At 71.7% G+C, this 16,053-nt stretch carries 16 protein-coding genes; 7 read left to right on the forward strand and 9 right to left on the reverse strand.

Annotated elements, in window-relative coordinates; genetic code table 11:
- Positions 1-49: 49 nt before the first annotated feature.
- A complete protein-coding gene (locus FK530_RS19595; RefSeq protein ID WP_146488662.1) occupies positions 50-601 on the reverse strand; it encodes a YdeI/OmpD-associated family protein in 552 nt (183 codons plus the stop codon).
- Between the two features lie 285 nt (positions 602-886).
- On the opposite strand from FK530_RS19595, the gene FK530_RS19600 reads away from it, so the two are divergent.
- The 5 genes from FK530_RS19600 to FK530_RS19620 all read left to right on the forward strand — a co-directional run bounded on the left by FK530_RS19600 (position 887) and on the right by FK530_RS19620 (position 5,732).
- Entirely contained in the window at positions 887-1,756 is an 870-nt protein-coding gene (locus FK530_RS19600) for a MetQ/NlpA family ABC transporter substrate-binding protein (protein WP_223120396.1), read from the forward strand.
- Positions 1,753-2,799 (forward strand): methionine ABC transporter ATP-binding protein, encoded by a 1,047-nt coding sequence (locus FK530_RS19605; RefSeq protein ID WP_146488664.1) that lies wholly within the window; start codon positions 1,753-1,755, stop codon positions 2,797-2,799. The genes FK530_RS19600 and FK530_RS19605 overlap by 4 nt, the downstream gene beginning before the upstream one ends.
- Complete coding sequence (locus FK530_RS19610; RefSeq protein WP_146488665.1) at positions 2,796-3,482, forward strand: methionine ABC transporter permease; 687 nt, start codon at positions 2,796-2,798, stop codon at positions 3,480-3,482. The genes FK530_RS19605 and FK530_RS19610 overlap by 4 nt, the downstream gene beginning before the upstream one ends.
- A complete protein-coding gene (locus FK530_RS19615; RefSeq protein WP_146488666.1) occupies positions 3,475-4,761 on the forward strand; it encodes an MFS transporter in 1,287 nt (428 codons plus the stop codon). Before FK530_RS19610 ends, FK530_RS19615 begins: the two co-directional genes overlap by 8 nt.
- A 74-nt stretch (positions 4,762-4,835) precedes the next feature.
- Positions 4,836-5,732: a tyrosine recombinase XerC gene (locus FK530_RS19620; RefSeq protein ID WP_146488667.1), complete on the forward strand. Its 897-nt coding sequence runs from the start codon at positions 4,836-4,838 to the stop codon at positions 5,730-5,732.
- Between the two features lie 4 nt (positions 5,733-5,736).
- Here FK530_RS19620 and zwf read toward each other — a convergent pair whose 3' ends face one another.
- The 6 genes from zwf to FK530_RS19650 form a co-directional block, all read right to left on the reverse strand.
- A complete protein-coding gene (gene zwf, locus FK530_RS19625; RefSeq protein ID WP_146488668.1) occupies positions 5,737-7,296 on the reverse strand; it encodes a glucose-6-phosphate dehydrogenase in 1,560 nt (519 codons plus the stop codon).
- Between the two features lie 60 nt (positions 7,297-7,356).
- A complete protein-coding gene (locus FK530_RS19630) occupies positions 7,357-7,863 on the reverse strand; it encodes a M23 family metallopeptidase (protein WP_146488669.1) in 507 nt (168 codons plus the stop codon).
- A 102-nt stretch (positions 7,864-7,965) separates the two neighbouring features.
- Positions 7,966-9,273, reverse strand: a complete 1,308-nt coding sequence (locus tag FK530_RS19635) for a methyltransferase family protein (protein WP_146488670.1) — start codon at positions 9,271-9,273, stop codon at positions 7,966-7,968.
- Between the two features lies 1 nt (position 9,274).
- Positions 9,275-10,327 (reverse strand): SRPBCC family protein, encoded by a 1,053-nt coding sequence (locus FK530_RS19640; protein ID WP_146488671.1) that lies wholly within the window; start codon positions 10,325-10,327, stop codon positions 9,275-9,277.
- Positions 10,324-11,391: a M48 family metallopeptidase gene (locus tag FK530_RS19645; protein ID WP_146488672.1), complete on the reverse strand. Its 1,068-nt coding sequence runs from the start codon at positions 11,389-11,391 to the stop codon at positions 10,324-10,326. Before FK530_RS19645 ends, FK530_RS19640 begins: the two co-directional genes overlap by 4 nt.
- A 10-nt stretch (positions 11,392-11,401) precedes the next feature.
- Positions 11,402-12,598, reverse strand: a complete 1,197-nt coding sequence (locus tag FK530_RS19650; RefSeq protein ID WP_231706718.1) for a multidrug effflux MFS transporter — start codon at positions 12,596-12,598, stop codon at positions 11,402-11,404.
- A 225-nt stretch (positions 12,599-12,823) separates the two neighbouring features.
- On the opposite strand from FK530_RS19650, the gene FK530_RS19655 reads away from it, so the two are divergent.
- A complete protein-coding gene (locus tag FK530_RS19655) occupies positions 12,824-14,206 on the forward strand; it encodes a dicarboxylate/amino acid:cation symporter (protein WP_146488674.1) in 1,383 nt (460 codons plus the stop codon).
- On the opposite strand, the gene FK530_RS19660 is transcribed toward FK530_RS19655, so the two are convergent.
- Positions 14,196-15,101: a zinc-binding dehydrogenase gene (locus FK530_RS19660; RefSeq protein WP_146488675.1), complete on the reverse strand. Its 906-nt coding sequence runs from the start codon at positions 15,099-15,101 to the stop codon at positions 14,196-14,198. The genes FK530_RS19655 and FK530_RS19660 overlap by 11 nt on opposite strands.
- A gap of 57 nt (positions 15,102-15,158) precedes the next feature.
- Between FK530_RS19660 and FK530_RS19665 the strand changes: the two genes are divergently transcribed.
- Entirely contained in the window at positions 15,159-15,788 is a 630-nt protein-coding gene (locus FK530_RS19665) for a TetR/AcrR family transcriptional regulator C-terminal domain-containing protein (RefSeq protein ID WP_146488676.1), read from the forward strand.
- Here the strand turns inward: FK530_RS19665 and FK530_RS19670 are convergent.
- Positions 15,777-16,043: a hypothetical protein gene (locus FK530_RS19670; RefSeq protein WP_205124226.1), complete on the reverse strand. Its 267-nt coding sequence runs from the start codon at positions 16,041-16,043 to the stop codon at positions 15,777-15,779. The two genes, FK530_RS19665 and FK530_RS19670, sit on opposite strands and share 12 nt — an antisense overlap.
- Positions 16,044-16,053 lie beyond the last annotated feature (10 nt).

Here is a 16,053-nt window from a genome sequence, read left to right on the forward strand (position 1 = left end):
CGGCCGGCCCGCGCACCGCGTGGACCGGCCGGCGCGGCGTCGTCGGGTGCTACGCCGTGCGGGGTGCGGCGTCCTCGGGCGCGATCAGCTCGCCGTTCTTCATGAGCTCCGGGTCGGTGCAGGAGGCGAGGTCGAAACAGCACGGGCGCCGCTTGCCCGAGCGCATCTTGGAGATCGTCACGTCCACGCGCTTGGCCCTGGTCGCGGGGTTCTTCGTGGCGCCGATCCACCGCACCCACTCCCACCGCGCCATCGGCGTGATGTCCGTCCACACGTCGGCGGTGTCGGGCGCTCCCTCGAGGGCCGCGCGCAGATCGTCCGGCACCTCCGGCTCCGGCCACTCCTTGGTGGGCGCGAGATCCACGGCGACCTCGTCGCCGGGCGCCACCGGCGCATCGTCGAGGGCGATCCAGTGCCCCTTGCGTCCATCCGGCTCGACGACGGTGCGGAACGCGGCGCCGTCGAGGGTGCCGGTGGCGGCCACCTGGCCGCGCGACGGGAGCGCCGCACTCGCGGCGGCCGGCAGCCGGACCAGGACGCGCTCGCCGATCCGTTCGGCGGCGGCGGTGAAACGGACGGGGGTGGCGCTGCGGGTGGTCATGGTGGTCTCCTCGCGGTGTTCTCTGCTTCGTCACCGACACTACGAGCCGACGGCGCGCCGGGCTTCTCGATTCGTGACCGATCCCGCCCGGCGGCGGTGTTTCCGGGCCAGCGATGATTCGGTGCACTCATGAGCGAAACCGGCGGCGCACCGTCGAACCTGGTCACGCAACCGGGCGCCGTGCCGAACTCCGCACTCGTCCCACCGATGTACTAACCAGTAGGTATCGTTCACGCAGCTGGGAGATCCCCGGTGCCGTCGAGTTGGAGAACACAAGCCGTGAAGATGAAGCGTTTCGCGCTCGCCCTGGTCGTGCCCATCGCCCTCGCCTCGGGCGTCGCCGCGTGCGGCTCGAGCTCCGATGGTGATGCCATCACCATCGGCGTGACCGACGGTGCCCAGGCCTTCTGGAACGTCTACAAGGGCCTCGCCAAGGACCAGGGCATCGACGTGGAGCTGAAGAACTTCAGCGACTACAAGCAGCCCAACGCCGCGCTCAACGACGGCGACCTGAACATCAACGAGTACCAGCACCTGCTGTACCTGGCCGACTACAACGCCAAGAACAACACCAAGCTGGTGCCGATCGGCGCGACCGCGATCTACCCGCTGCCCCTGTACTCGAAGAAGCACAAGTCGGTCGCCGACATCCCGCAGGGCGGCACGATCGTGGTCCCCGACGACCCGACCAACCTGTCCCGCGCGCTGCTCGTGCTGTATTCGGCGGGCCTCGTGAAGTTCAAGGTCGAGCAGAACCCGTTCGTCACGCCGGCCGACATCGACACCGCCGCGTCGAAGGTCGCCGTCAAGACCGTGGACGCGAACCAGACCGCGCTGAGCCTCGACAGCGTCGACGGCGCCGTGGTCAACAACGATCCGGCCGAGAACGCCAAGCTCGGCAAGGACCTGATCATCGCGAAGGACGATCCGGCCAACCCCGCGTCGGAGCCGTACATCAACGCCTTCGTCGTCCGTGAGGCCGACAAGGACAACCCCAAGTACCAGCAGCTGGCGAAGCTCTACCAGGACCAGAAGGTCGTCGAGGCGCTGCGCAAGGACAAGGGCGATACGTTCATCCTCATCCAGAAGCCGGCCGTCGAGCTGCAGCAGATCACGGTCAAGCTGCAGGAGCAGGTCAAGGCTCACGGCAAGTGAGTAGCGCGACCGACACCCGGGTGGCGATCGAGTTCCGCGAGGCCACCCGGGATTTCGGCACGACCAAGGCGCTCGACGGGGTCAGCTTCTCGATCCCCGAGGGGTCGATCACCGGAGTGATCGGCCAGTCCGGCGCCGGCAAGTCGACGCTGATCCGCACCATCAACGGGCTCGAATCGACCACCTCCGGCGAGGTGCGCGTACTCGACACGGTCGTGGGCACGCTCGGCGAACGCGACCTGCAGAAGCTGCGCGCCCAGGTGGGCATGATCTTCCAGCGGTTCAACCTCATGAACTCGCGCACGGTGGCCGGGAACGTCGAGTACCCGCTCACGCTCGGCGACCTGTCGAAGGACGAGCGGCGCAAGCGCGTGGCGGAACTGCTCGACTTCGTCGGCATCGGCGACAAGGCGAAGCAGTATCCGAACAAGCTGTCCGGTGGACAGAGCCAGCGCGTCGGCATCGCCCGCGCGCTGGCCCGCAATCCGAAGATCCTGCTCGCGGACGAGGCCACCAGCGCGCTCGATCCCGGCACCACCAGTGAGGTCCTCGACCTGCTGCTGCGGGTGAACCGCGAGTTCGGCACCACCATCGTGGTGATCACCCACGAGATGGACGTGATCCGGCGGATCTGCGACACCGTCGCGGTCCTCGATCACGGCAGGCTCGTCGACTACGGGCCGGTGTACGACGTCTTCGCCGCTCCCACCTCGCCCGCCACCACCTCGCTCATCCACGCGGCGGTGGGCGACGACGTGGCGCCGGAGACCCTGCGGCGCCTGCACGCCGCGCGTCCCGGCACCGTCGTCACCGTCGACGTGCGGGACGAGCCCGACGCCCTCGACGCGGCGGAGGTCTTTGCCGCGCACGGCACCGGTGCCCGCGTCCTCTACGGCGGAGTCGCCGAGGTGGGTGGCCGGCCCTTCGGCTCACTGACCTACTCGGTGACGGGTGAGGATGCGGCCGTGGCCGCGGCGGTCGCCCAGCTGGGTTCCCTCGCGCACGTCAAAGACCCGCAGACCGGTCAGGAGATCGCGCGATGACCCACCCGACCTTCCTCGACGACGTCTTCCCGCCCGGGACGCAGGACGTCTTCGTCGACGCGATCGGCGAGACGGTCCGCCTCGTCGGCATCACCATGATCGTCGGCGGCCTGCTCGGCCTGATCTACGGCACGTTGCTCTACGCCACCCGCCCGGGCAACTTGCTCGCGAACCGCGCCGTCTTCTCGGTTCTCAACGTGTTGGTCAACATCATCCGGCCGATCCCGTTCATCATCTTCATCACGGCGATCGCGCCGATCACCAAGGAGGTGATCGGCACCCGGATCGGCGTGGAGGCCGCCGCCTTCGCGATGACCGTGATGGCGACCTTCGTGATCGGGCGCGTCGTCGAGCAGAACCTCGTGACCGTCGATCCCGGCGTCGTCGAGGCCGCACGGTCGATGGGGGCGAGCAAGTTCCGCACACTCGCCACCGTCGTCATCCCCGAGGGCCTCGCGCCGCTCACCCTGGGCTACACGTTCATGTTCGTGGCGGTGGTCGACATGTCCGCCATGGCCGGCTACGTCGGCGGCGGCGGCCTGGGCGACTTCGCGCGCCAGTACGGCTACCAGCAGAACAACTGGCAACTGACGCTGGTGGTGATCGTGGTGCTCATCGTGGTGGTGCAGATCGCGCAGTTCTTCGGCAACTGGCTCAGCCGCCGGTTGCAGCACCGTGACTGAGACCGGCACGGTCGCGTCGCCCGCGACGGGACCGAACCGGCGCACCCAGATCCTCACCGGGTCGGTGGGGCACCTCGTCGAGTACTTCGACTGGAGCGCCTACTCGTTCCTGGCGATCTACTTCTCGCGCCAGTTCTTCCCCGGCGATGCCGAATCGGTGGTGCCGCTACTGGCGACGTTCACGGTCTTCGCCGTCGGATTCCTCGCCCGGCCGGTCGGCGGCATCGTCATGGGCCGCATGGCCGACCGGTACGGGCGCCGCCCGACGCTGGCCGTCGGGGTCGCGATGATGGGGCTGGGCAGTCTCGTCATCGGCGTGGCGCCGACCTACGCGCAGGTGGGCGTCCTCGCCCCGATCATCCTCGTGGTGGCGCGCCTGATCCAGGGGCTGTCCACCGGCGGCGAACTCTCCACCGCCACCGCCTTCCTCGTCGAATCCGCGCCCGCCGGCCGGCGCGGTGCCTACGGCAGCATCGTCAACGTCGGTTCCAGCCTCGGCAAGGTGCTGTGCCTGTTCGCCATCACGCTCCTGGTCGGCGCGGTCGGCGCGGACGCGATGGCCGACTGGGCGTGGCGCGTGCCCTTCCTCGCCGGAGCGGTCCTCGCGGTGGTGGCCTGGTGGATCCGGCGCAGCGCCAGCGAGACCCTCTCCGACGCGGGGACGCCCACGGGGGCGAGCCCCTACCGCGAGATCCTCACCGGTCACCGGGCCGATGTCGCGCGCGCCTTCGTCCTCGCCTCGACCACGGCCGCGGTCTTCTACGCCTGGAGCACCTTCGTGCCCACCTGGGCGATCCTCACCCAGGGGCTGAACAAGGAGAGTGCCGTGATCATCTCGGCGATCGCCTTCGCCGTCTACGGCCTCGTCCAGATCCCGCTCGGCCTGCTCTCCGACCGGATCGGCCGCAAGCCGATGATGTGCGCCTTCCTCGTCGCCGGGGCCGTGGCCACGGTCCCGCTGTTCCTCGCCCTCTCCGACGGTTTCGGCACGGTACTGGCCGTGCAGTGCGTGGGCATGGGGATCACGGCCCTCATGATGGCGAGCCTCGGTACCGCGCTCGCGGAGATGTTCCCGGCGCGGATCCGCGTGCTCGCCACGGGAACCTCCTTCGCCCTCGCGACGGCGATCTTCGGGGGCACGATCCCCGCCATCGGGACCGCGCTGCACGGGCGCGGGCTCGACCTCGCGTTCCCGATCTACCTCGTGGTGCTGCACCTCGTCGCGCTGCCGGTGGCGCTCCGCTGCCGCGAGACCGCGCACGCCCCGCTCCCGGATTGAACACCGTTTCGGTTCATCGCGACCTGCGCCTTTCCGGTCCGAACCGGTGGTCGATCCGGGGTTAGGGTGAGGGTATGACCGATGCGCTGGCGGAGTACGAGACGTACCTGCGGCTCGAGCGCGGCCGCAGCGAGCACACCGTGCGCGCCTACCTCGCCGACCTGACCGCCCTGCTCGCCTTCGCGGCGGAGCGCGGGGTGGCGGCGGACAGTCTGGATCTGGCGACCCTGCGCGCCTGGCTGGGGGAGCGGGCGGCCGCCGGTGCCGCGCGGACCACCCTCGCGCGACAGGCCTCGTCGGCCCGCACCTACACGGCCTGGGCCGCCCGCCGCGGGCACCTGGACGCCGACCCGGGCGTCCGGCTCAAGGCCCCCCGCGCCCACCGCACGCTCCCCGCGGTCCTCTCCTCCGACGACGCCGGGCAGGCCCTGCGGAACGCCGCATCCGGCGCCGCGGAGGGCGACCCGATCGCCGTCCGCGACCTCGCGATCGCGGAGACCCTGTACGCCACGGGGATTCGCGTGAGCGAGCTGTGCGGGCTCGACCTCGGCTCCGTCGACCACGGCCGGCGCGTGCTCACCGTGATCGGCAAGGGCGACAAGGAGCGGACCGTGCCCTTCGGGGCGCCCGCCGGGGCCGCCCTGCGCCGCTGGCTCGACGAGGCCCGCCCCGGGCTCGTCACCGACCGCTCCGGCAGCGCCCTGTTCCTCGGGGCGCGCGGCGGGCGGCTCGACCCGCGGCAGGCGCGGACCGTCGTGCATCAGGTCACAGGGTCGGTGCCGGGCGGTCGGGAAGTGGCGCCGCACGGCCTGCGGCACACCGCCGCCACGCACCTGCTCGACGGTGGCGCGGACCTGCGCGTCGTGCAGGAGCTCCTCGGCCACTCCTCGCTGGCGACCACCCAGCTGTACACGCACGTGAGCGTCGCGCGACTGCGGGCGGCCCACGAGCAGGCGCACCCGAGGGCCTGACGGACTAGTCGCGCCAGCTCCGTTCGAAGGGCAGCCGCCAGGCGTTCGGCGCGATCAACTGGTGGATCGAGTTCGGGCCCCACGAACCCGGCTCGTACTGCCGCACCGGCGGCGGATCGTCGAGCAGCGGGATGGACCGCTCCCACAGCGATTCGATGCCCTCGGCGGTGGTGAACAGTGTGTGATCGCCGTTGATCGCGTCGAGGATCAGCCGCTCGTACGCCTCGAGCACGTCGTCGGCCTGCTCGGTGTCCTCGGTGGAGAACTGCATCGACAGCTTCGACAGCCGCATGCCGGGGCCCGGGCGCTTGCCGTAGAAGGACAGCGAGACCTTGGACTCGTCGGCCAGGTCGAAGGTCAGATGGTCCGGGCCCTGCTGCCCGATGCCCGAGCCCGCCGGGAACATCGACTTGGGCGCCTCCTTGAAGGCGATCGAGATGATCCGCATGCCCTGCGCGAGCTTCTTGCCGGTGCGCAGGTAGAAGGGGACGCCGGCCCAGCGCCAGTTGTCGATCCGTGCCTTCAGCGCGATGAAGGTCTCGGTGTCGGATTCGGGGTCGACGCCCTTCTCCTGCCGGTAACCGGCGTACTGGCCGCGGATCACGTCGTCGGGCCGGATCGGCTCCAGCGAGCGGAAGACCTTGTTCTTCTCCTCGGAGATCGCGCGCGGCTCGAGAGCGGTCGGCGGCTCCATCGCGACGAAGGCCATCACCTGGAACAGGTGCGTGACCACCATGTCCTTGTACGCGCCGGTGGGCTCGTAGAACGCCGCGCGCGCGTCGAGTCCCAGCGATTCGGGGATGTCGATCTGCACGTGGTCGATGAAGTTGCGGTTCCAGATCGGCTCGAACAAGCCGTTGGCGAAGCGGAAGGCCAGGATGTTCTGGGCGGCCTCCTTGCCGAGGAAGTGATCGATCCGGAAGATCTGCTTCTCTTTGAAGGTCTTGTGCACCTCGTCGTTGAGGGCCAGCGCCGATTCCAGGTCCTCGCCGAAGGGCTTCTCCATGATCACCCGCGAGCGGTCGACGAGGCCCGCCGCGTTGAGCGTCTCGATCACCTTGGTCGCGGCCTTGGGCGGCACGCTGAGGTAGTAGAGGCGGCGCACCCGCTCGCGGTCGCCCTGCGCGTCCGCGTCGGCCAGCTCCTGCTCCTTCGTCGCGACCGCTTCGGCGAGCGCGGTGGGCCCGGCGGAGGTGTTGACGTAGGAGAGCTTGGGCGCGAAGAGTTCCCACTGCTCGGCGGTGAGCTTGCGGGCGCCGAGCTCGTCGATCGCCTTCTTGGCGAAGGCGCGGAACTCGTCGTCGGTCATGTCGTCGAGGCTGGTGCCGATCACGCGCATGTCGGGCGCGAGGCCGGAGACCGCGAGATATCCGAGCCCGCACAGGAGTTTGCGCCGCGCGAGATCGCCGGTGGCGCCGAACAGCACCACCAGCGTGGGATCGTCCTGCGGAGCCGTGCGGGAGCGCCGCGTGGAGCCGCTGGGGTACGCGATCGTCTGTGCCTCCTGAAGCCGTTCCGCCTTCGCGTCGTCCTGGGTCGATTCTGGCGTGCTCGCGTCCGTCACGGGAGGAATCGTCGCATTCTCCGACGGTCCGCGCGCGACGGCACGGCGATCGGGTCCGATTCATCCCGCTGCGTCCGGCAGCAGCCGGACCGGTGCGGCGCCGACGAGCAGCAACGGGTTGAAGTACTCGGCGGCGTGTCCCGCGCCGCGGCGCAGGCCCCAGTGCAGGCACGCCGCCGCCGGGCAGCCCTCGTGCCCTGCGGCGACGCGGCCCAGTGGCGATCCGATCCCCACTCCGTCGCCCACGCGGACTACCGGATCGGCGATCGGCTCGTACGTGGTGAGCAGGCCGTTCGGGTGGAGCACCGAGACCACGACGCGGTCGTCGACGCGGCCCACGTGGTGCACCCGCCCGGCGCCCGCGGCGTAGACCGTCTGGCCGGGGACGGCGGCCAGGTCGGCGCCGCGGTGGCCCCGTCGCCAGCGCTTCTCCGGATTCGCGAAGGGGCGGGCGACCGCCGGCCGCGGGTCCAGCGGCCAGTCGTAGTCGCCCGCCGCCACCGGAGCGGGCGCGCAGGCGCGCGCGACGATGAGGGCGACGAGGGCGGCACGGACGGCGGTACGCATGTCCCGACGGTGCCGCAGCAGTCCCGTGGGGGACGAGCCGCGCGGTGCCTCCTGTGGACGGATCCCGCGTTTCCACAGGGGCTTGACACCGCCCGTCCCGGGCTACGTGCGGGTGTCTCCGGGGAGCCGGCGCGGCCCGCCGCCGAGCGCGTCGGCGGCGACCTGCAGGATCGGGGCGATCAGGGGCGCCCGGAGCACCCAGCCGACGACCGCCCAACCCAGCCCGAGGTGTTCGAGGCCGCGACCGATCGCGCCGAGCCCCGACGCCGACGCGGCGGGGGTGCCGTCCGCGGCGGTGCGGGTGTAGTGCACGCGGCGCAGGCCGGCCGGATGGCCCTCCGCGGCGCGGATCCGCAGCTGCTCCGGAGCCCGCCGCGCGAACCACTCGCCGACCGGCGCGCAGACCGAGCAGGTCGCGGACACCCACAGCTCGGCCTCCCCGTCGCCGTCGACGGGCCGCCGCCGCGGGCGCCACGCGGGTACCCCGCGCCGGTAGTCGCCCCACGCGGGTCCGCATCGCCGCTGTAACTCGCCGTCCTCGTGCAGGGCCGCCAGACCCGCGGAGAACACGACCGCGACCAGGGCGGCCGCGGCGAGCCGCCACTCGAGCAGGGCCGCGGCCTCGACGAGCAGGATCGCCGCGGCGCAGGCCTGCATTGGATTCGCGACGTAGGCGTACGGCCCCGTCCGGACCAGGCGCGGCGGGGGATCCCAGGGGAACGGCGTGCCGCCGTGGTCGGCGAACTCCCCGACCGCGCGCTGGGCGACGATCGCGAGCAGCACGCCGGCCTGCACCCACAACGACAGCACCGGGCGGGGCCACACGGCGAGCGCCTCGCCCCACGTCCGGCCCGCGACGGCCAGTGCGACCGAGGGGAGGCACCACGCGAGGATCGCCGTGAACAGCACCGTCTGCAGCCACGAGCGCACCCGCACGGCCCGCCCGCGCGCCGTCAGCTCGCCCAGCACGAGCCCGGGGACGAGCGCGAGCGCCACGGCGAGCGCCTCGCCCCACAGCCAGGTGCGCCCGAGTACGACGAGCGGCTCGAGGGAGGCCATGGCGAGCAGGTCCGCGGCGATGAGGACGGCTCCGGTGAGCGCGGGCCGCACCACCGCGCCCAGCAGCACCGGCACCGCACCCCACAGGACGGCCCAGCCGAGGACGACGTCGATCGGCACGCCCGACCAGGTCGATCCGTCCACCGGATGGTCGGGGCTGCCGAAGGACCACCAGCCCGCCCGGACCGCGACGGCGTTCAGGGCGACCAGCGCCACCGCGTTCCAGAGCGCGCCGAGGGCAGCGCCGGCCCGGCGTCGCCGATCGGCGGTGAGTGCCGCGGCCACCGCGAGCAGCCACGGGACCAGGGCCACGGCGGGCCGCAGCACCTCCAGCGGCAGTGCGGTGCCCACGTCAGCCGGGGAGGGCGAGCGAGCCGACGAGGTAGTCCGCCGCCCGCTGGGCGACGGTCCGCTCCAGCGGGGTCCAGTACGCCGCGGGCGCGAGGCGTCGCTCGAAGGTCAGCGACCAGGTGACGCGCGTGCCGCCGTCGGCGGACGCCCAGCGCACCGTCGAGGCGCGCCAGGCGAGCCAGGTCGCGATCGGGGTGTCGTCCTGTTCCGCGACGTAGTCGACGGAGCGGTCGCCCGCCGCGGCCACGCGGAGCGTCAGGGTCGACGGGGCGGTGCCCCAGTGGTGCCCGTGCAGCGGCGCCGCGCGCCGCGGCGCCCCGCTGAAGACGATGTGCCGCGCGTCGCCCGGCGCCAGGCCCTCCGAGTGGTCCTCGAGCGGGCGGGGGAAGCCGAGCGCCAGGAGACCGGTGGGCTCCACGAAGCGCAGCGGCCCGGCGACGGCGGCGCGGACCTGCTCCGGCGGGGCGGCCACGATCCGCTCGGCGACGACGGTGTTCTCGGCCGGCAGCGTCAGGGCGGGGACCGCGCCCTCCGTCGACGCGACGGCCAGCAGGATCGCCGGCACGACGACCGCCCGTGCGCCCCGCGCGGTGTTGCGGGCCGCCTTGACCAGGACCGCGACGAGCAGGGCGACCGCGTAGACGAGTGGCGCCGCGAACAGGATGCACACCACGCCCTCGCCGGCGAAGATCGCGGCGATCAGCAGGAACAGCGTGGTGCCCTTGAGCACGATGCCGTAGGCACTGGTCGACGGTCGGGAGATCACGAGCAGGGCGGCCAACAGGGCGGGCAGCCCGACGTAGAACACCGACGTCTGGTTGAGCCAGCCGTTCATGGATCGCATCAGCAGGCTGCCGATGATGCAGACCACGATGAGCGCGAGCATCGTGAGCACCGCGGGCCGTCGGCTCAACGGCACCGGCTCGGCGTTCTCCCGGTCCGCGATCTCCGCGTCCGCGGCGCCGTCCGACGAGTCGGCGGACGGCGTGGGCTCGTCGGCCCCGGGCGCGGGTTCGGTCCCGCCCGGGGAATCCGGCGGAGGGGGAGTACTCACTCGCCCTCGTCGTACTTGCGGGCCGAGTTACGACGCCACTCGTCGATCTTGCGGCCCACCCCGGTCGCCACGTCCGTGACACCCTGCCCGACCGTGTTCACCGCCGACGCTCCGAAGTCGCGCAGCGTGGTGATGAGCGGGTCGGCCGAGGCGTCGAAGCCGTCCTTGTAGGTGCGGGCGGCGGTCCTGAACTCGTCGGCGGTGCTCGCCTTGTCGTCGTCGGCACGCCGCGGGTAGTCGCCGCCGATGATGCGTCCGTAGTCGCCGCGCTCCACCCAGCGGTTCAGGTCGGCGGCGCGGATTACGGAGAACGGGTGGGACTGCAGTTCCAGGTTCAGCAGCTTGAGCACACCGTCGCGCAGGTCGCCGGTGCGCTCGTACTCCGCGGCCTGGGCGAGGAAGCGCTGCGTGTCCATCTCGCCGAGCTGGGTGCCGCCCGCGGTCTTCATGTGCACGCGCATCGCGATGTCGGGGTCCTGCACGCACAGCAGCCCCGCGCGGTCGCCCGACAGTTCGGACTTGCGCTGCCACTCCATCAGGGCCGCGACGAGCGCGCGCAGGGCCCAGCCGCCGATCGGGATCAGCCCGAACGTCCCCGCGAGGCGCATCAGGTGCATGAGCATGGTGCGGTACACGGCGTGACCGGACAGCGCGTGGCCGAGCTCATGGCCGATCACGAAGCGCTGCTCCTCCGCGTCCAACAGCTCCAGCAGCCCGGTGTTGATCACGATGAAGGGCCTGTCCATGCCGATCGTGAGGGCGTTCACGGTGGGGCTCTGCACCACGTAGAGCTCGGGAACGGTGTCCGCGTCGAGCACGCGCGCGCAGTCCGCGAGCATCTCGTGCAGGTCCCGGAACTGCCGATCGTCCACGCGCACCGCCGAGGCGAGGAAGAGAAGTCGGTGCTGGCGCTCGCGCAACAGCGCCGAGATCGCCTTGAGCACGGTGTCGAAGCCCTTGAGGCTGCGCAACGCGACGAGCGCGGCACGGTCCGCGGGGTGCTCCCACGCGCGGGTGCTGATTCCAGGTAGCGAACGGTAGCTTCTGGACACTGAATCGGTCATGCGGGTCACGTTACCGGCTCGCGGTTGGCGTTCGCTTGGCGATCACGAAGGACGCAGCAGCGCCCAGTGCGCAGAGCACCATGACCGTGCCGAGCACCACGGGGTTCCCGCCGATCCCCGCGAACAGGGCCGCGACGCCGCCCAGCACCATCCGGGCCGCCCCCAGCGCCGCGGAGGCGGTGCCGGCCAGGTCGCCGTGGTCGTCGAGAGCGAGTGCAGACACCGTGGGCATGACGAGGCCGAGGCTCGAGACCGTCACGAACAGGGACGCGATCACGAGGGGAGGTTGCGCAGCGGCGAGCGCGGCCAGCGACGCGACGGCGCCGATCGTCATGCCGGCCAGGCCGATCCGGACCAGCGTGGTCACGGGTACGCGGCCCACCAGCCGCCCGGCGACGATGTTCGTCGAGAGAAGTCCTACCGCGTTGACGGCGAAGACCAGGCTGAACTCCGATTCGGAGTAGCCGTAGTGGCTCTGGAAGACGAACGCCGAGGTGGAGATGTAGGCGAACATCGCCGCGAAGGCCAGGCCGCCGGTCAGCGTCAGCGCGACGAAGCGCCGATCCCGGGCCAGCGCGGCGAAACCGCCCGCCACGGACCCCCAGCCGACCGGTCGACGGTCGGCCGCCGCGAGAGTCTCCGGTACCGAGACGACCGCGACCGCGAGCAGCGCCACGCCGAGCACGCCCAGCACCACGAACAGCCCGCGCCAGTCGGTGACCCGCAGCAGCTGCGCTCCCGCGAGCGGGGCGACGATCGGAGCCACGCCACCGACGGCCATGAGCGCGGAGATCATGCGGGCCGCCGCGACCCCGTCGAACAGGTCGCGGACGATCGCCAGGCTCAGCACGATCCCGGCGGCTCCCGCCGCGCCCTGCAGCAGGCGCGCGGCGTCCAGCAGGTACACCGACGGCGCGGCCGCGCACAGCAGCGAGCTGACGATGAACAGGGCCATGCCGGCGATCATCGGCCGGCGGCGGCCGATCGAATCCGACAGCGGCCCCACGAAGATCTGACCGACGGCGAGTCCGATCAGGCACGCGGTGAGCGTCGCCTGGATGGCGGGCTGGGAGGCACCGAGATCTCCGGCGGCGGCGGGCAGGGCGGGGAGGTACAGATCGGTCGTGATCGGACCGAACGCCGACAGCGAGCCCAGGATGAGGGCCAGTCGCAGGTCTCCCCGGGAGTTCGCGCGAGAATCTGACACCGGTCGATCCAACCGCAGGTGCCGGCCCGGCGACAATCCGGCCGGGCCGTGGTTCGACGGTTCCGCGGCGGGGCGTAGCATTCGTCGGGTGCAGTGCCTCCTCACGAGTCGGCGGTTCGTCGACCAGGTGCAGACGGCCAGCGCGCTCTGTCGCCGCTGATCCGTCCCGTTCCCGCACGCCTTCTCGCCCGCATCCGGGCCTCTCGATCTCCTAAGGACACGACTATGTCCTCTGCCGTCACCCCTGCGCAGAAGCCCTCCCGCATCCCGCCCCTGCTGAAGAACTTCGGCTTCCAGATCATCGTCGGCCTCATCGCCGGCGTGCTCCTGGGGCTCCTCGCCCGCAGCATGCCGCCCGCCGCCGACGGCAACGTCAACTGGCTGGTCGGCACGCTCAAGACGATCGGTTCCAGCTACGTCAAGCTGCTGACCGTGGCCGTCGTGCCGCTCGTGGTGACCGCGGTCATCGCGTCGATCGCCAACCTGCGCAACGTCACCAATGCGGCGCGGCTGGCGGGCAAGACGCTGCTGTGGTTCGCGATCACCGCGTTCATCTCGGTCATCATCGGGATCATCCTCGGCCTGGTGCTGCAGCCCGGCGCGCACACCACCGTGACCGGCGACGGCAAGGCGCCGTCGAGCACGGGTTCGTGGTGGGCCTTCCTGACCGGCCTGGTCCCGTCGAACTTCCTGGGCCTGCAGGCCAAGGCCTCCGACGGTTCCGTCTCGCTCAGCTTCAACGTTCTGCAGGTGCTCGTGGTGGCGGCCGCGATCGGCATCGCCGCGCTGAAGGTCGGTGACAAGGCCGAGCCCTTCATCACCTTCAACGCCTCGCTGCTCGCCATCATCCAGAAGGTGCTGTGGTGGATCATCCGCCTCGCGCCGATCGGCACCGCCGCGCTCATCGGCACCGCGGTCGCGACCTACGGCTGGGACGCGATCGGCTCCCTCGGCGTCTTCACGGGCGCGATCTACCTGGGCCTGCTGATCGTGGGGCTCGTGGTGTATCCGCTGATCATCAAGGCGCACGGGCTGTCGGTGAAGCAGTTCTTCAGCGGCGTCTGGCCGGCCGCGCAACTCGGCTTCGTCTCCCGCAGCTCGATCGGCACCCTGCCCGTGACCGAGCGGGTCACCGAGCGGAATCTCGGCGTGCCGCGCGAGTACGCGTCCTTCGCGGTGCCGCTCGGCGCGACCACGAAGATGGACGGCTGCGCGGCGATCTACCCGGCGATCGCGGCGATCTTCGTGGCGCAGTTCTTCCACGTGCCGCTCGATTTCACCGACTACCTGCTCATCGTGATCGTCTCGGTGATCGGCTCCGCCGCCACCGCGGGCACCACCGGCGCCACCGTGATGCTGACCCTCACGCTCTCCACCCTCGGGCTGCCGCTCGCGGGTGTCGGGCTGCTGCTGGCCGTCGAGCCGATCGTCGATATGGGCCGCACCGCGCTCAACGTGACCGGCCAGGCGCTGGTCCCGACGATCGTCGCGAAGCAGGAGGGCATCCTCGACGAGGACGCCTACAACGCTCCGCGCAAGGACGTCTACGCGGACGAGTCCGCCGAGCCGGCAGTCGACACGACCGAGCGGGTTCCCGCTACAGCGTGAGCACCACCCGCCTGCCCGCGGTGTCCGCCCGCCAGACCTCGGCGACGGACTCCGCGGGCACGGCGGTGACGTCGATCTCGATGCCCAACTCCATGACCGCCTCGAGGATGTTCGGCCGTGCCGCGATCACCTCGTCGGCCGTGAACGACCCGAAACCGCTGCCCAGGAGCCGGATGTCGGTCGACCGCAGCAGCGCGCCGGGCAGCGCGATCTCTGCGCCCGCCATCGTGCCGATCTGCACGAACTCGGCCGGACCCCGCTTCTCCAGCGCGGCCAGCGTCAGCTCCGCCGGGCGGCCCCAGAGGTAGTCGATCACCACGTCGATCTTCTCGGCCCGCAGCGCCTCCGCGATCTCGGCCTCCGGGGCGCCCAGGTCGACGGTGGCGTCCGCGCCCAGGGCGTCCAGCACGCCCGTGTTCCGCCCCGCCGCGATCACCCGCGCGCCCAGGTGGCGGGCGACCGCCACCGCCGGCCGGCCCGAGCCGCCCGTCGCGCCGAGCACCAGCACCGTCTGCCCCGGCCGGACGCGGGCGCGCACCGTCATCGCCATCCACGACGACATGACCGCGTTCATCGCGGCCGCGGCCTGCAGGTCGTCGAGCGCGTCCGGGACGTCGACGAGCGCCGCCTCCGGTACCGCGATCGTCTCGGCGGCGGTGCCGGGCGCGGAGACGTAGACGCGGCGACCCTCCGCGGTGACGCCCACACCGTCGACCCCGATGACGAATCCCGGGTCCGCGGGGGAGGCGTAGTGCCGTCCGTCCGCGACGCCGCGGGCGAGGTTGTGCAGCGCGACCGCGCGCATGGCGACGGTGACCAGGCCGGGGCCGGTTGCGGGTTCGGTCGTGTCCGCCCAGGTCGGGGCGTCGGCGTAGGTGGCGAGTGCTGCCTTCATGACATCTCCTTAACAACGTTAAATCGCTGTCGAGCTTAACACCGTTAAGGTGGGAACGTGGGATTGAACCGGGCGGACGTGGTCATCGCGGCGTTGGCCGTGCTCGACGAGGTGGGCGTCGAGAGCCTCACGCTGCGCCGGATCGCCGACCGCCTCGAGGTGAAGGCGCCCGCGCTGTACTGGCACTTCGCGTCCAAGCGCGACCTGCTGGACGAGATGGCTACCGAGCTCATGCGGCGCGCGCTCCCGAAGGGGCCGGTCCCGGGGGACTGGCGCGCCGAACTCCTCGACGGCGCCCGGCGCCTGCGGACCGTCCTGCGCGCCCATACCGACGGCGCGCGGGTCTTCAGCGGCTCCAAGTTCACCGACGTCGCGGTGGTCCGGGCGAGCGAGCGCCCGCTGCGCGTCCTCGTCGACGCGGGATTCCCGCTGCGCGACGCGGCGCTCGCGATGTCGAGCCTGCGCGACCTGGTGGTCGGCTTCGTCATCGAGGAGCAGGAGGTCTTCGGGCCCGACGGTGCGCCCCTGCCGGGCTACGACCCGGAGGCGCGGGCCGCGGCCATCGGTGCACACGAGTACCCGCTCGCGGCTCAGGCGGGACCGACCGCATGGGGTTCGCCCGATGAGCGGTTCGACGACGCCGTCCGATTCCTCCTCGACGGGCTCGCCGCGCGGCTACCCGGCTGAGGCCCACAGGGCGCGCAGCGCGGCGTTCACCGCGCCCGGGTGCTGCGTGTGCGGGTAGTACCCCGGGACGCGCAGACGCCGGGCGCCGATCCGTTCCGCGACCGCGTTCGCGCAGGCCAGCAGTGGCTCGCCCGCGTAGCGCCGGTACTCCTCGGGTGCGTCGTCCCAGGTGCCGGTGATGACGAGCGCGGGCCACGGCGCGGCGGCCAGGGGCGCCAGCGGGGGATCCGCCTCCCATACCGGGCGCTCGCGCATGACGCTCTCC

Source organism: Tsukamurella conjunctivitidis (assembly GCF_007858475.1).
In the GTDB taxonomy this organism is placed as follows: domain Bacteria; phylum Actinomycetota; class Actinomycetes; order Mycobacteriales; family Mycobacteriaceae; genus Tsukamurella; species Tsukamurella conjunctivitidis.

Coding starts and splice junctions, on each gene's coding strand:
- FK530_RS19595 (WP_146488662.1), bottom strand. CDS start 601: ATGACCACCCGCAGCGCCACCCCCGTCCGTTTCACCGCCGCCGCCGAA.
- FK530_RS19600 (WP_223120396.1), top strand. CDS start 887: ATGAAGCGTTTCGCGCTCGCCCTGGTCGTGCCCATCGCCCTCGCCTCG.
- FK530_RS19610 (WP_146488665.1), top strand. CDS start 2,796: ATGACCCACCCGACCTTCCTCGACGACGTCTTCCCGCCCGGGACGCAG.
- FK530_RS19620 (WP_146488667.1), top strand. CDS start 4,836: ATGACCGATGCGCTGGCGGAGTACGAGACGTACCTGCGGCTCGAGCGC.
- FK530_RS19630 (WP_146488669.1), bottom strand. CDS start 7,863: ATGCGTACCGCCGTCCGTGCCGCCCTCGTCGCCCTCATCGTCGCGCGC.
- FK530_RS19645 (WP_146488672.1), bottom strand. CDS start 11,391: ATGACCGATTCAGTGTCCAGAAGCTACCGTTCGCTACCTGGAATCAGC.
- FK530_RS19655 (WP_146488674.1), top strand. CDS start 12,824: ATGTCCTCTGCCGTCACCCCTGCGCAGAAGCCCTCCCGCATCCCGCCC.
- FK530_RS19660 (WP_146488675.1), bottom strand. CDS start 15,101: ATGAAGGCAGCACTCGCCACCTACGCCGACGCCCCGACCTGGGCGGAC.
- FK530_RS19670 (WP_205124226.1), bottom strand. CDS start 16,043: ATGCGCGAGCGCCCGGTATGGGAGGCGGATCCCCCGCTGGCGCCCCTG.